General features: G+C 34.9%; 10 protein-coding genes and 1 pseudogene. 4 read left to right on the top strand and 7 right to left on the bottom strand.

What is annotated here, in order from left to right:
- Nucleotides 1-30: 30 nt before the first annotated feature.
- A pseudogene (locus EKL96_RS14700) lies at nt 31-204 on the bottom strand (IS3 family transposase); the annotation flags it as partial.
- A gap of 343 nt (nt 205-547) precedes the next feature.
- Here EKL96_RS14700 and EKL96_RS11620 point away from each other — a divergent pair.
- Nucleotides 548-1456: an SH3 domain-containing protein gene (locus EKL96_RS11620; protein WP_126462479.1), complete on the top strand. Its 909-nt coding sequence runs from the start codon at nt 548-550 to the stop codon at nt 1454-1456.
- A gap of 102 nt (nt 1457-1558) precedes the next feature.
- On the opposite strand, the gene EKL96_RS11615 is transcribed toward EKL96_RS11620, so the two are convergent.
- The 4 genes from EKL96_RS11615 to thrA form a co-directional block, all read right to left on the bottom strand.
- Nucleotides 1559-2968, bottom strand: coding sequence for a hypothetical protein (locus EKL96_RS11615; RefSeq protein ID WP_126462476.1), 1410 nt, complete (start codon nt 2966-2968; stop codon nt 1559-1561).
- Between the two features lie 663 nt (nt 2969-3631).
- The gene (gene thrC, locus EKL96_RS11610; protein ID WP_126462473.1) at nt 3632-4921 is read right to left on the bottom strand and encodes a threonine synthase; all 1290 of its coding nucleotides are present in this window, start codon (nt 4919-4921) and stop codon (nt 3632-3634) included.
- A gap of 126 nt (nt 4922-5047) precedes the next feature.
- Nucleotides 5048-5974 carry a homoserine kinase gene (locus tag EKL96_RS11605; RefSeq protein ID WP_126462470.1) on the bottom strand — a complete coding sequence of 309 codons (927 nt, stop codon included), beginning with the start codon at nt 5972-5974 and terminating at the stop codon, nt 5048-5050.
- 107 nt (nt 5975-6081) lie between these two features.
- Nucleotides 6082-8529, bottom strand: a complete 2448-nt coding sequence (gene thrA, locus EKL96_RS11600; protein WP_126462467.1) for a bifunctional aspartate kinase/homoserine dehydrogenase I — start codon at nt 8527-8529, stop codon at nt 6082-6084.
- A gap of 918 nt (nt 8530-9447) precedes the next feature.
- Between thrA and hutH the strand changes: the two genes are divergently transcribed.
- The 3 genes from hutH to EKL96_RS11585 are packed head-to-tail and all read left to right on the top strand — an operon-like array spanning nt 9448 to nt 12972.
- The gene (hutH, locus tag EKL96_RS11595) at nt 9448-10962 is read left to right on the top strand and encodes a histidine ammonia-lyase (RefSeq protein WP_126462464.1); all 1515 of its coding nucleotides are present in this window, start codon (nt 9448-9450) and stop codon (nt 10960-10962) included.
- Nucleotides 10963-11011: 49 nt separating this feature from the next.
- Entirely contained in the window at nt 11012-11656 is a 645-nt protein-coding gene (locus tag EKL96_RS11590) for a DUF47 domain-containing protein (protein WP_126462461.1), read from the top strand.
- Between the two features lie 29 nt (nt 11657-11685).
- On the top strand, nt 11686-12972 hold the full coding sequence (locus EKL96_RS11585) for an inorganic phosphate transporter (protein WP_126462458.1): 1287 nt from the start codon (nt 11686-11688) through the stop codon (nt 12970-12972).
- 229 nt (nt 12973-13201) lie between these two features.
- Here the strand turns inward: EKL96_RS11585 and EKL96_RS11580 are convergent, their stop codons facing one another.
- Both EKL96_RS11580 and rimK read right to left on the bottom strand, forming a co-directional pair.
- On the bottom strand, nt 13202-13717 hold the full coding sequence (locus EKL96_RS11580; RefSeq protein ID WP_126462455.1) for a DUF421 domain-containing protein: 516 nt from the start codon (nt 13715-13717) through the stop codon (nt 13202-13204).
- Nucleotides 13718-13776: 59 nt separating this feature from the next.
- Entirely contained in the window at nt 13777-15147 is a 1371-nt protein-coding gene (gene rimK, locus EKL96_RS11575; protein WP_126462452.1) for a 30S ribosomal protein S6--L-glutamate ligase, read from the bottom strand.
- Nucleotides 15148-15264 lie beyond the last annotated feature (117 nt).

The following is a 15264-nucleotide window of genomic DNA, read 5'->3' as shown; positions in this document are numbered from 1 at the left end:
TCTTTTCATTGTTTCTGATGAAAGTATAAATCATCGACCGTTTTTGGAAAAGATGCCAATTGCTTTTTTTAATATATCTCGCTCTAGTTCCGCATCTTTTAGTTTTCTTTCAAGTTCAGAAATTCGTTCCTGTTCTGGCGTTTGCTTTAAATTGCCGTTACCTGGAAAACTTCCTTGTCCGAACTCTTCATACTCTTTTCGCCACTTATATAACTGTTAAGCAGTTATACCTAATTCTCTGGCAAGTTCGGAGATATTATGTCTCTCATAACTCAATTGAACTGCTTTCTCTTTAAGAACTCGGTCATAAATTTTTCGCACTTGTTTCATAAGTTAAAATTAAGGTTTTTATTCTTAGCTTTTTATGCTAGTAAAGTTAGCATGTCCAGAATGTGCACACTCTTTATTACAGGCTAGATAGCTCTCCTTATTGTTATTGGAGACTATTAGTTTCTAAAAAAAATCTTAAATTAACGGCTTCTGGTGATACTTTCTTAGTTGTTTTTAGTATTTTGGCAGTAGAATCATTTATAAGAAACTGATTAGTATGAAATATAGAGTAGCTACCCCGTCATTAAATCTAAGAGATTTTCCGGCAACGCATGATAATTCCAAAATTTTAATAAAAATACCGTTTAGACATACCGTTAAATTAATTGAAAAAACTGCATCAGATTGGTGGAAAGTAAAGCTTTTGAACACTGAAAAAGAGGGTTTTGTATTATCAAAAGATATTGAGCTCGTAGATGAAACCACTGAAAAAAGTACGGATATTGAAGTGCCTAATTTTGAACTGGGTGCACGAGCAAGTCTGGACAGTAAAGAGGAAACGTACAAACCTATTGGTGATCCTTCAATTCCTTTTAGGGATTTAACTAGTCTTGAGTCTAAACTGACGTCAATTCGCAACATCATCACTGCACTGGATGTTTCAAAAAGTTTTCGGTATCAGAAAGACGCATCGGATACCTATTGTAATATTTATACTTTTGATTATTGCTTTTTTGCCAAGGTCTATATTCCCAGATTGAGATGGACGGATAAGGCAATTGAGCAACTGGAGAAAGGGAACGAAGTGGCTGTTATTTTTGATGAAACGGTAAGGCCTTTTTATTCAAATTACATCTATGATTGGTTTTTACAATCCGGAAATGAGTTTGGATGGGAAAGAATCGCTGATGTTAATGAACTTCAAGAGAAAGTAAATGCTAATGGTGGTGTAGGAATCATCTGTGCCAAAAGAATTGTTTTGAATAAATCCGGGCATATAGTAGTAGTGGTGCCAGAAACAGATACTGATAAAGCCTACAGGAAAGAGGGCAAAGTTATTTATCCGCTGCAGTCTCAGGCAGGAGCTGATAATTATAATTATTTTTCAGAAATAAGAGAAGATTGGTGGAGTAATAATGATCCTGAAAGTGGGTATGCTTCTGCTATTTTTTATTATCATGATTAATTAAAATCTCTTGTAAATAGTTTACTTCTTGTGGGGTTAAGTCACTAAGAAGTATACATACTTTCAGGTTTTTCTATAAAGACACTAGTGCATTTGCAGTACTTACTTTTTAATTAGTAAAGAACTGCAAAAGCCATTTTCGTAATAACGAGCGTGTAAACTGTTGTATATTTGTTCGTAAATTGCTAAAGGATCATTTGATTCAATTGTAATAGACAATATGTTTTCTAAAAGTGCGATAAGGTTTGCTGGTACATCTGTTTCTTTGCCGTGTATAATAGATTCATAAACAAAGTTATTCCATTCTAAATCGCAAATAGGATTTTCTATTTCGTTTAATAAGGCATGATCCAGAATAAAAACAAGAAAATTCAAAACCTCTTGTAGGTGTTTTTCGTCGAAATAGTCAAATATTCGGAATTCAATACCATGATTTTTGTGCTTATGAAAATTGATGTCTAGGCCAATTTTATCAATCTTTTCGTAATCTGATATTTCAGAATAACGGTTCACCCACCACATTGGATTTTCATGCATGGGATGTTCGTCAAAATTCATCTGGACAATCTTCCCGGTTTTCATCACACAGGTGTCATAAGTGCCCACGCCAATGTATCTTGACATAGCACATCGTTGTGATGCTTTTGTCAAATTGACGCTGCTGTCATTGTGCGACAAATAATCAGAAGAACCAAATTTTATCATAAACAAGGGGCTCAGCCATTGGAATAATCGAATAGCCCTCTGGTGTTTTTTTATAAAACCTAATTTGTCCTTAATTTCTCCATCACTATTTAACTCAGTTGGAATAGTTAAATTGAAGTGATAGGTCATATTATTAAAAACAGAATAATTCGTATCGTTTGAAATAAATATGGCAAAGGGATGGTTTACAGCACATATTTTTACAGGGCCGTATTCCGTAAAGATTTTGTCTTTATCAAAAGCGTTTTGTAAATGGTGTATGAAACCTTGTTTTATTGTAGCTAATTCAGCAATAACCGAGTCAACATCTGTTTTGTAAAATTTTTGCGTAACAAATTCAACTGTGTCACCATCAAAAATGAATTCTTTTTGAAGCTCGTCTATAAAATAAGGATTGTTTTTTTGTAGTATTTCAAAGATACTTTCCCCTGAATAGTCAGGATTTGGTTCATTATCTATGGGATCAAAAGTCTTATGTTGGTTGTTAATGTCCGTTTTTGTAAACGAATGGGAATTCATCAGTACCGGCAAATAATATTCTTTATCGGATAATATTTTCAGCAATGAATTCTGGTATATGTTTTCTTTGTAATTCTTAAAATGATTAACACTATACTTTTCATGAAGTCCTTTAGTAAGCAAAAAATCTTTGTCCACCACACGATGGTTTTCAAACTCTAAATAGCATTCATTTTCGATTCCTACGCCCCAATACAAATCATTTGATCTGTAATGATTTCTATAGTCTTTGTGTTTATCCAATAATTCAATTTCAAAACTAACAGCATTCATGCTATGATCCGTCATACACTTTTTTCTCCTTTTTTTAATAAATTATGTTGATATGGGAAGCTACTTTATCAGGTAGTTTTTTTGGAGTGTTTTTATCTGTTGTTTTAGTTATATTTAAACAGATTCTTAAATACTTCGTTTTTTTAATGGGGTTGATGTTGTTTTTTATACCCATACAAGGCCTAAAGAAGACAACTCAATTTTTTTGCAAAAGTAAGTATTAAATAAGTCATATTCAAGCTATATTTTTAGATCTTGAATTTTATTTTTCTGTGACAGAATTTATCGCTTTGTTTTCCTGTAAATTACTCATAATTATATATTTAAAATTGATGCGTAAAATTGGTAGAATTGTTTTTTTTGTGTTCTAAAACAAAAGTTTAGAACCATCTTAAGACCAGATTTATTTGGATATAAAAAATGACTAAAATTGAATTCTAAGTCGTTTTTTATTATTTCATACAGAATATAGTTAAAACTATGCACTTTGGTACATTTCCCTTTCGCTTCTAAAAATTTTACCAAGAACTTGCGAATTATTTATTCAGCTTTGATGTGTTTAATTTGCGAATCTGCGGTTTGATTTTTTTGTTCCCATTTTAACCTTGCAGACTTTAGTCTGGCAAACCAAATCTATGGATATTTAAGCCATAGTAGTTTAATTGTTTTGAGAAAATTTTATTCCAAAAATGTTTTCAATTCCTGATAGGTTTTAATTTTTACGCTTACTTTGTCCTTTCCTAAAACACTTTCAATTTGGGTAGGAATTGGCAGTTTTACGTTTAATGTTGGTTCAACCGTATTCAAAAATTTAATGGGGTGGGCGGTTTCTAAGAAAATACCAATAGCATTTGGGTAATTTTGTAATTCTTTTTTCAATCCTAAATAACCCACTGCTCCGTGAGGTTCAGCAATATAGCCGGATATATTATAGATGGTATTCATGGCTTCTAAAGTCTCTTTATCAGAAAAAGTAAACGAAGAGAAATCTTTTTTGAATTGCTCTAAGTCATTGTGATACATTTCCTGAATTCGGATAAAATTACTTGGATTCCCCACATCCATCGCATTCGAAATAGTAGCTATAGAAGGTTTTGGGGAGTAAATTCCGTTTTCTAAAAAGCGAGGAACCGTATCATTTACATTCGTAGCCGCTACAAAATGTTGAACAGGCAAGCCCATTTTCTTAGCAATGATCCCCGCACAGATATTCCCAAAATTCCCACTTGGGCAAGAGAAAACTAACGGTTTGTTTCGTTTTTTTAATGCTTTGTACGCAAAGAAAAAATAAAACATCTGTGGCAACCAGCGCGCAATATTTATTGAATTCGCTGATGTTAAGTTTTTATGTTTTAGACTTTCGTCCAAGAACGCTTTCTTTACCATATCCTGACAATCATCAAAAACGCCGTCCACTTCAAGCGCTTTAATATTCTGTCCTAAAGTAGTCAATTGTCGCTCCTGGATGTCGCTCACTTTTCCTGATGGATAAAGGATAATCACTTCCACACCTTTTACATCAAGGAAACCACTGGCGACAGCACCTCCCGTATCACCGGAAGTGGCAACAAGAACCGTGTTTTTACTGTCGGCGTTATCTTTATTGAAATACCCCAAACAACGCGACATGAATCGCGCGCCTACGTCCTTGAAAGCCATTGTTGGTCCATGAAATAATTCAAGGGAATAAATATCTTTTTCGACTTCGACCACGGGGAAGTCAAAACACAGGGTTTCGGCAATGATTTGTTTTAAAGTGTCTGTGGGAATTTCGTCACCTATAAATTGTTTAATCGCCTCAAAAGCAATTTCCTCATGGCTTAAGTTTTCGATGGTATCAAAAAAAGCAGGTGCTAATGGGGTAATTGTTTCCGGAAAATACAATCCTTTATCTGTGGCTAATCCTTGTACTACGGCTTCTCTGAAAGAAACTTTTGGTGCGTTATGGTTTAAACTGTAATATTTCATTGTGTATAGTATTTATAGAATCCCCACCCCAACCCTCCCCAAAGGGAAGGGAGACGAAACTGGATTTAGAATGTATTTATTGTAATTTTAAAATCGCTGTGTTTTTTTTTATTCCTCTTTAGGGGGTTAGGGGGCTATTATTTTAATTCCTTCATCATTCACTTTAGAAACGTGAATTTCATATGGTAAATACATTTCTTCGTAAATAACACTCATGGCTTTGGCAATTTTATCGGCAGTTTCCTTTCCTTTGCTTAAAGCAAAAATAGAAGGACCAGAACCTGATATTCCGGAACCTAAAGCTCCGTTTTCTAAAGCAGTTTGCTTGATTAAATCAAATCCCGGAATCAAAACGCTACGCAACGGTTCTACGATTTCATCATGCAATGATCGACCAATTAAGTCATAATCTTTGGTGTACAATCCAGCGATTAATCCGCCTACATTTCCCCATTGCATAATCGCACTTTTCAAGGAAACTGTTTGCTTCAACACCGATCGCGCATCCGAAGTCTTCAACTCAATTTGAGGATGAACCACGATGGCATACAATTCAGAGGGACTTTCTATTTTGATAATATCTAATGGATTGGAACTTCTTACTAGCGTGAATCCACCCAAAAGGGCAGGAGCAACGTTATCCGCATGAGCATTTCCACTGGCTAGTTTTTCGCCCTGCATGGCAAATAAAACCAACTCTTTGCGTGTAAATGGACGCCCTAATAATTCATTGATTCCAAAAACTGCTCCCGCTGAACTGGCGGCACTGCTGCCAATTCCACTACCGGCTTTGATGTGTTTGTAGATTTCGATTTCGAATCCAAATTCCGTTTCAACAGCTTCCAGCATAGCCAAAGCGGATACTCCAGCCACATTTTTTTCGGTTTCTAAAGGCAAGTCGGCACCCACAATTTTAGTGATGCGAATCCCTTTTATGTCTGATTTCCGAATAATCATTTCGTCACCAGCAGTTTCTAAACACAGACCAAGGACATCAAACCCGCAAGAAAGATTGGCGATTGTGGCAGGGCAAAATATTTTTATTTCGTTCATAATAATAGTCTTAAATTCTAAAGTCATAAAGTGGTAAAGTCTTAGGAATGAACATAAAATCAAGTGGCTAACTTTCAGACTTTACGACATTTGACTTTACGACTAATTTATACGTTTCCTATTCTAATTACATCTGCAAATATTCCTGATGCGGTAACTGCAGCTCCAGCACCGGCACCTTTTATTAATAAAGGTTGGTCTACGTAACGATCTGTGAAGAATAATACGATGTTGTCCTTTCCTTCCAAATTGTAAAAGGGATGGTCTTTAGGAATGAATCGCAACCCAACATTTGCTTTCCCGTTTTCGAATTGCGCTACGTATTTCAAACGAGATTCTTTGCTTAACGCTTCTTTATAAATAGTTTCAAAATGAGCGGCATGTGTCTGTAAAGATTCAAAAAATGCTTCATTTGAAGTCGTATTCAAACATTCTGCTGGCAGGAACGATTCGTTTGTGATTTCATCGATTTCCATTTTGTAACCGCTTTCTCGTATCAGAATCAATATCTTTCTGGCAACGTCAATTCCGCTCAAATCAATCTTCGGGTCAGGTTCTGTAAATCCTTGTACACCAGCTTCTTTAACAACATCATGAAAAGTGTTATTTTCATCAAAATTATTAAAAATAAAGTTCAAACTTCCAGATAAAACGGCTTGGATTTTATTGACTTTATCGCCGGAGGCAACGAGATTTTTTACCGTATCAATGATTGGTAATCCAGCTCCCACATTGGTTTCAAATAGGAAAGGCGCATTGAACTGTCTGGATAATTTTTTCAGTTTTTTATAATTGTCGTATTCGGAGGCGCAGGCAATTTTGTTGCAGGTTACTACGGCAATATTTCTTTTTAAATACTGTTCGTAGGTTTTAGACACACTTTCATTTGCCGTGATATCCACAAAAATACTATTGCGTAAATTGAGCTCTTTTACATTTGCAATAAACTGTTCTTTATCCGCAGGTTCTCCAGTTTCTAAAGCAAATTTCCATTCTTTTAAGGAGATTCCGTCTTCATCAAAATGCATTTTTCGGGAATTTGACAACGCAATGACGCGCAGGTTTATCTTGAGCTTCTCTTTTAGGAATTTCTTTTGTTGGTGAATTTGTTCGATGAATTTCTCCCCCACATTTCCAACGCCCATTACAAATAGGTTTAACTGTTTGGTATTTTCTTCAAAAAAGTTTTCGTGCAATGAATTCAATGCTTTTTTCACATCTCTTTCGTTGATTACTGCCGAAATATTTCTTTCGGAAGCACCTTGAGCAATCGCTCGGATGTTGACGTTGTTTTTACCCAAAGTACTGAACATTCGACCGCTCAATCCTTGGTGGTTTTTCATGTTTTCGCCTACCAAAGCAATGATGCAAAGGTTATTTTCAACAATGCATGGATCTATTTTATTTTGTAAAATTTCCACTTCAAAAGCTTTGTTGATGGCCTCTTGCGCCACATAGGCATCCGAATTTAGAATTCCAATACAAATCGAGTGCTCTGAGGAGGCTTGAGTGATGAAAATTACGTTGATATTTTTATTGGATAATACTTCAAAAAGTCTTTTGGATGAACCGGAAACACCAATCATTCCTGAGCCTTCAAGCGTAATTAAGGTAATAGCATCAATATGTGTGATTCCTTTTACAGGATTGGATTGCGCAAAAACCTGATTTGAAATATAGGTTCCTTCAGCCTTAGGTTCAAAAGTGTTTTTGATCAGAATTGGGATATTCTTTCTTAATACCGGTTGAATTGTTGGCGGATATAAGACTTTGGCACCAAAATGTGACAACTCCATGGCTTCTTGGTAAGAAATGTAAGCTATAGGTTGTGCTTGTTTTACAATTTTTGGATTTGCAGTATACATTCCGTTGACGTCAGTCCAAATCTCCAAGTCAGTTGCATCAAGAGCGCCTGCAAGAATAGCGCCTGTATAATCAGATCCACCGCGCCCTAAAGTAGTATTGATTCCGTCTAAAGAGGCAGCAATAAATCCGGGCATAACTACTACCTGACTTTCATTCGAAGTAAAAAAAGCAACAATTAATTCATTGGAAGCATCAAAATTAACAATTGCTTTTCCAAAATGGTTATTGGTTTTTATTAATTCTCGGCTGTCTTTATAACAGCTGTTTTTTAGGTTTTGTTTTAATGCTTCAGCAATGATATACGAGGACAGTAATTCACCAAAACTCAAAATAGTATCTGAAGTTCTGGGAGATAATTCGCCTAAAAGGTAACATCCATCCAATAAGGTTTCCAGGTGATTGATGATTCTTTTGATATGGCTCAAAAGACTGCTTTGTTCGCTTACTGGTATAAGTTCTTTTAAGGTATCTAAGTGTTTTTTTTCTATATCGGCAAGGATAACTTTGAAATTTTCGTCTCCAGCGGCCGCTTTTTGGGAGGCAATTTGAAGCAAATCAGTAACTTTACTGAAAGCAGAAACCACAACGATTAATTTTTCTTCTTTTGCTTTATCGCTAACGATAGCTAAAACCAGTTTTATATTTTGTGCATTGGCAACCGAAGTTCCGCCAAATTTTAATACTTTCATAGCAAGTTATTTGTTTTTAATGTAATGGGGAGTCGCCATTTTCAGGATTAATTGCCTGCAGGAGATCTAATGGTGTGTGTTGTTTTTTTTGAAAAATGTAATGTTTGTTATACACTCAAGGTCTTTCTTTCTTGTGAAAAAAATATGATAAATAGGATTATATGTTGAAAATTTACCCCAAGGGGGTAGTTGTAGTTGTTGTAGTAAACGTAACAGCAGTGCTAACCCTGATTTGAGTTGTTATCGAAGCGTGATATGTAGCTTTGTTGTTTTCCATTTTGATCTTTCAAAAGTACAGTTTTTTATAAAAAACAAAGCGTTTGACAGTGTTTTTGCGAATATTTTAATATAGGAGAAGCTATTTGCGGATTATGAAATATTGTGTTATATATCAAGTCTCAGATAAAACTATTCGTATAAATCTCTAAATTTTATAAAAATTGTGTGCAGCTGAAGTTCTGTTTTTTGTAGTGCTTAAAGAATTTAATTCTCCTTAATTTGCATTCCAAGCAGGTTAATGGGTTTGTGTTTTTATGAATTAGTGCTTTAATGTTCTAAGGAAAAGGAAAGGAACAATCAAAATTTGATCTGTTAAAGTCATATAGTTATCGTTATCTGAAAGCTATTATTTGGTTTTTGTTTAACTATAAAATACCCGTTGGGTGTAATTATTCAAAACGTCAGTTCGAGTGTTTTTTTGTGTAGTAAAAACGGAACAAAAAATGTATCGAGAACCGTTTTTAATACTAATTTTCTAGTTCTCGATATAATCCCGCCCAAAAGCGGGATCACTCGAACTGACGAAAATTATCATCAAAAATTAATTGAACCCAACGGGTTATGAAATGTAAATTATTAGCAATAAATGTTGTGTATTTATAAAGATTTATTCAATTTTACCTTTTAAACACTATCAAAATGGATAATACGCATTACATTAGTACTGAGTTACTTAGCCTGGAAACGCTAGAGGAAATTGTCTCACATCATAAATCATTGGCTTTGTCCGATGAAGCAAAAATAAATATTCAAAAATGTCGCGATTATCTAGATAAAAAAATGGCTTCACATTCGGATCCCATTTACGGTATAAATACAGGTTTTGGGTCGCTTTGTAATGTTAAGATTTCGAATGAAAATTTATCAAAACTTCAGGAAAATTTAGTCAAATCGCATTCCTGCGGAACGGGAGAGGAAGTGCCAACTCAGATTGTGAAACTGATGTTGTTGCTAAAAATTCAATCGTTGAGTTATGGTCATTCCGGCATTCAATTACAAACAGTGGAACGATTGATTGCCTTTTATAACAATGATATTCTTCCGGTAATTTATACCCAAGGATCGCTTGGCGCTTCGGGAGATTTGGCTCCTTTGGCGCATTTATCATTGCCTTTATTAGGTGAAGGTGATGTGTATTTTGAAGGTAAGAAAGTGCATTCCAGCGAAGTTCTAAAACATTTTGGCTGGGAGCCAATAGTACTGCAGTCTAAGGAAGGATTGGCCTTATTGAACGGAACACAATTTATGAGTGCTTATGGAGTACATATCTTAATGAAAGTCAGCAAATTTTCTTATTTAGCAGATTTAATAGGTGCTATTTCACTTGAAGGATTTGATGGAAGAATAGAACCTTTTAATGAATTGATCCATTTTATAAGGCCTCACAAAGGGCAAATTGTAACTGCTAACCGCATAAAAGGATTTTTGGAAGGGAGCGAAATTATCGAACAGGAAAAAAATCATGTCCAAGATCCATATTCGTTCCGATGTATGCCACAAGTGCATGGGGCTTCAAAAGATGCAATTGATTATGTAAAAAAAGTGTTCAAGACTGAAATCAATTCCGTTACTGATAATCCTAATATTTTTATTGAAAGTGACCAAATCATTTCCGGAGGTAATTTTCACGGACAACCTTTGGCTTTAGCCTTAGATTTTATGGCAATCGCTTTGGCTGAGTTGGGAAGTATTTCTGAACGAAGAACGTATCAATTGATCTCCGGAACTAGAAATCTTCCGGCATTTTTAGTAGATAATCCCGGTTTGAATTCTGGTTTGATGATTCCTCAGTATACAGCTGCCAGTATTGCCAGCCAAAATAAACAACTAGCAACTCCCGCCAGTGTAGATAGTATTGTTTCCAGCAACGGGCAGGAAGATCATGTGAGCATGGGGGCAAATGCTGCTACTAAAGCATTGCGGGTTTTGGATAATCTGGAACGCATTTTAGCAATAGAATTGATGAATGCTTCGCAAGCCATTGAATACAGACGGCCAATGCTGTCAAGTGATTTTATTGAAATGTTTTTACAGGCCTATCGTGAAGAAGTTCCTTTGATTAAAGAAGATCGAATTTTGCATTATGATATTGAAAAGACGGTTTCTTTTTTGAACAGTTTTCAAATAGAAAATGATTTGTTAACAATAGCTTAACATTAACAATTAATAATGAATTAATTTTGCCGGACTAAATTTTAATGAAATGAACATAAATAATTTTTTCCAATTTTTGGTTCCTAAAGACAAAAAGTTTTTTCCGCTTTTTGAACAAGCATCAAGTAATTTAATTGAAATTGCTACAAATTTGCACGAAGCTGTAAACCTTCCATTAAAGGAGCGTGAGGATCTTTTTCGAAAAATTGATGCATTAGAACAAAAAGGAGAGGATATAACACGTCAAACAAGTTTAGAGTTGAGTAGAAATTTTATTACTCCATTTGACAGAGAGGACATACACTCTCTAATCACTTCAATTGATAATGTAGCGGATAATCTTCATGGTGCAGCGAGCAGGATGAAATTGTATCAAGTTGATAAAATCACGAAATCCATTAGAAAATTGACTGAAATCAATCTTGAAGCATGTCAAAATATTGATGTAGCGGTAAGAGAATTGAGAGATTTAAAAAATATGAAGAACATCACGGATGCCTGCGTCAGAATTAACAAATTAGAAAATAAATCAGATAATGTTTATGATAAAGCAGTTCTTGATTTATTCGAAAATGAAACGGATGCAAAAAACATTATCAAGTACAAAGAAGTATTGTCAGTTTTAGAGACGGCTACTGATAAATGTAAAAGTGTAGCGAGTGTTTTAGAATCCATTTCTGTAAAACATTCTTAATTCATTCGTTTTATTCTGAAATTATAATTATGGAATTTACTCTACTTATAGTTATTATAGTCCTGGCTTTAATTTTTGATTACATTAATGGTTTTCATGATGCTGCCAATGCTATAGCAACCGTTGTTGCCACAAAAGTATTAACTCCTTTTCAAGCAGTTGTTTGGGCCGCTTTTTTTAACTTTTTGGCGTATTGGGTTTTTGGTTTTGGTGTTGCAGATACTGTGGCAAAAACAGCCAATACGATGGATATTAATTTAGTCGTTATTTTAGCGGGTGTAATCGCCGCTATCATTTGGAATTTATTCACTTGGTGGCAAGGAATTCCTTCTAGTTCTTCACATACCTTAATTGGTGGTTTTGCCGGAGCAGCTATCGCTCATGCCGGATTTGGAGTAGTTTCTTGGTACAATGTTGGAAAAGATGGAGGAATGCCTTCGGGTGTTTTGATCATCATTGCATTTATTATATTGGCACCTTTGTTAGGCGCTTTAATGTCTTATTTAATATCAATTTGGTTGCTAAATGCCTCTAAAAAAAGTATTTATCCTAAAATATTTACAGCTTCTTTAATGATTTTGACCATCTGGTTTGTAGAAAGTCAAATGATCTATTACGACCAGATTAAAGACCCTCGTTTTCCATCGTCTACTTTTTGGAGTGTTGCGTTTGAATCCCATAATATCAAATGGTTTTTAGTGGCATTCATCGTTCTGTCCATAAGCGCCTTCTGTTTGATATTTAGTAGTTTAAATTTAAATCAAGCTACGGCCTGGTTAAAAAAAATGCAATTACTGTCTTCAGCAGCCTTTAGTTTAGGGCATGGAGGGAATGACTCCCAAAAAGTAATGGGTATTATTGCAGCAGCGGTTGCGGTTTATATTCACACCAGTGGTGTTGCTCAGGAATCGCTTCCAGCTTGGTTAGATGTGGTGCTTCCTAATGACGAAGGAGCCTTTAAAATGCCAACTTGGATTCCACTTGCCTGTTATTCTGCTATTGCAGCAGGGACTTTAAGCGGCGGTTGGAAGATCGTGAAAACAATGGGTTCTAAAATAACAAAAGTGACCTCTTTTGAAGGTGTTGCCGCAGAAACTGCCGGGGCACTGACCTTATATTTTACAGAGCATTTTAAAGTGCCCGTAAGTACAACGCATACAATTACTGGATCTATAATTGGAGTTGGACTTACTAAAAGAGTTTCAGCCGTGCGATGGGGAATGACCGTAAGTTTATTATGGGCTTGGGTTTTAACCATTCCAATTTCAGCAATATTAGCAGCAATCATTTACTATATTTTTAGTATTTTTATTTAATACTAAAAGAAAAATCATAATAAAAAACCATTCTTACTGAGAATGGTTTTTTTATGCTCCAAAAATATATTTGTTTAAAACAGAAGATCTTGTCTTTCTTTCGTTAAATATGTTTTTTATTAAAAGGCGTTAAGGTCAAATTTTGTGATTTTATAGGTGTGTTTAATTTTTTAACAGCACTTTATTTCAAGAAAATAAATTTCGTGAATATATATTGAGTTTTTTATGTCTAATTTATTCCACTCAAATTTTTATGAATGCGTCTTCGTTTGTAATGGGTCTGTTTTAAATTAGCATCTCCGGATATAATGCTAATATTTCCGTCTATTTCTAGGATTGCTAATTTTACATCTTTAAAATATTCGACTCCATGTTCATGCATGGCTTCTTTTAATTCATCAGAAGTGATGTTTAATTTGCTAAGAGTCTTAAAATCCAAATTGCCGTTGTGTATAAGGATTTCTGGTTTTTCTTGCATGAAATCACTGAATCTTGGGTACTTAAACATCAATTTTTTTAAAATAAAATTGATGGTAAACAATACAGTTGCCGCAGCTAAACCTCCCGATAAACTGGTGTCGTTTCCTACCATTGCATTTTGAACAGAGTTACTGATTAGCAGAATTAATATTACATCAGCAGTGTTTAGTTGAGACAATTCTTTCTTGCCAAAAAGTCTCAAGGCAATAACCATAAAAAAATAAACGAAAATACTTCGAAGAATTATATCAAGATATTCGTTCATTTTTTTAGTTTTAAAGTAATTTTAAAAGTTTTCAATAGACTGTAAACGGCTACTGACTGCTATTTTATTTTAAAATTTTTCTCGATTGCTTTGATCATTTCGCCGGCAATATCTTTATTGGTAGCTCCTTCAATTCCTTCTAGTCCTGGCGATGAATTTACTTCTAATAACAACGGGCCTTTAGCGGAACGAATAATGTCTACACCTGCCACTTTGAGGTCCATTGCTTTGGTTGCTTTGATGGCAATACGTTTTTCTTCAGCGGTTACTTTTATAATAGATGCTGTTCCTCCAAGATGAATGTTAGCCCTGAATTCGCCCGGCATTGCTTCACGCTGAATAGCAGCCACTACTTTTCCATCAATTACAAAACAACGAATGTCTTTTCCATTGGCTTCTTTGATGAATTCTTGAACTAATATGTTGGCATTTAAGCTTTTGAAAGCATTTATGACACTTTCTGCGGCTTTTTTTGTTTCTGCCAACACGACTCCTTTTCCTTGTGTTCCTTCTAGTAATTTCACGATTAGTGGAGAACCGCCCACCATTTTTATCAAATCATCCGTATCCAAAGGGGAATTAGCAAAACCAGTGGTAGGAATTTCAACCCCATGATTCAATAGTAATTGCAAAGAGTATAATTTATCTCGTGATTGCGTAATAGCATTCGATGAATTTAAGCAATATACTTTTAATGCTTCAAATTGTCTGGTCAAAGCGCAACCGTAAAATGTAATGCTAGGTCTGATTCTGGGTATAATGGCATCAAATTGATTTAGTATCTTACCGCCACGATAATGAATTTCTGGCGTTTTTGCATCCAGTTTCATATAACATTCCTTGATGTTCAGAAAGTGCATTTCGTGACCACGCATTTCGCCAGCCTCCATTATACGCTTGTTGCTGTACAATTCAGGATTACTGGCCAAAAGTCCGATGCGTAATCCGGAACTTGCTTTCTCGGAATTTTTATACAATTCTTTTAGACTGTCGGGTGTGGGTTGTCCTAAAAGATATTTTTGCTCCGGATCAACCAATACTCTTCCGCTCATGGCTTCACGGCCTAAAAGCATTCTGAAACCCATGGAATCTCGATTGGTCAATGTCATCTCAATAGGCCATTTTGAACTTCCTATTTGTAGATTTGTTTGAATTACATAGCGTTGTTCTCTAAAGCCACTTGAACTTTTAACGATGCGTTTATCAATTAAAGGCGCTTCACAATGAATTATTGTTTTTAAATTATTTTGGATTGGGTTAATGTCAAATTTCACCCAATTGCTTTCGTCTTTAATAAATGGAGCAATATTTATAGCGTGTAGCGCAGATGTTTTAGCACCGGAATCAACACGTGCTTTAATGGTTGGAATCCCTATTTCAGGGAATGAGCACCATTCTTCACTACCTAGGATAACTTTGTTTTCAGACATAAAGTAATTTTAATGGATCAATGTTATAAAAACCAAATGTAAATATTTGTTTTCAAAAAAAGTGTATTTTATCATAAAGAAAAAACCCGTTACGTTATAAAAACGTAACGGGTTATG

Source organism: Flavobacterium sp. LS1R10, assembly GCF_003968825.1.
Lineage (GTDB): Bacteria > Bacteroidota > Bacteroidia > Flavobacteriales > Flavobacteriaceae > Flavobacterium.
This window is presented reverse-complemented; position numbering and strand designations above follow the sequence as displayed.

Coding starts and splice junctions, on each gene's coding strand:
- EKL96_RS11620 (WP_126462479.1), top strand. CDS start 548: ATGAAATATAGAGTAGCTACCCCGTCATTAAATCTAAGAGATTTTCCG.
- EKL96_RS11615 (WP_126462476.1), bottom strand. CDS start 2,968: ATGACGGATCATAGCATGAATGCTGTTAGTTTTGAAATTGAATTATTG.
- thrC (WP_126462473.1), bottom strand. CDS start 4,921: ATGAAATATTACAGTTTAAACCATAACGCACCAAAAGTTTCTTTCAGA.
- EKL96_RS11605 (WP_126462470.1), bottom strand. CDS start 5,974: ATGAACGAAATAAAAATATTTTGCCCTGCCACAATCGCCAATCTTTCT.
- thrA (WP_126462467.1), bottom strand. CDS start 8,529: ATGAAAGTATTAAAATTTGGCGGAACTTCGGTTGCCAATGCACAAAAT.
- hutH (WP_126462464.1), top strand. CDS start 9,448: ATGGATAATACGCATTACATTAGTACTGAGTTACTTAGCCTGGAAACG.
- EKL96_RS11590 (WP_126462461.1), top strand. CDS start 11,012: ATGAACATAAATAATTTTTTCCAATTTTTGGTTCCTAAAGACAAAAAG.
- EKL96_RS11585 (WP_126462458.1), top strand. CDS start 11,686: ATGGAATTTACTCTACTTATAGTTATTATAGTCCTGGCTTTAATTTTT.
- EKL96_RS11580 (WP_126462455.1), bottom strand. CDS start 13,717: ATGAACGAATATCTTGATATAATTCTTCGAAGTATTTTCGTTTATTTT.
- rimK (WP_126462452.1), bottom strand. CDS start 15,147: ATGTCTGAAAACAAAGTTATCCTAGGTAGTGAAGAATGGTGCTCATTC.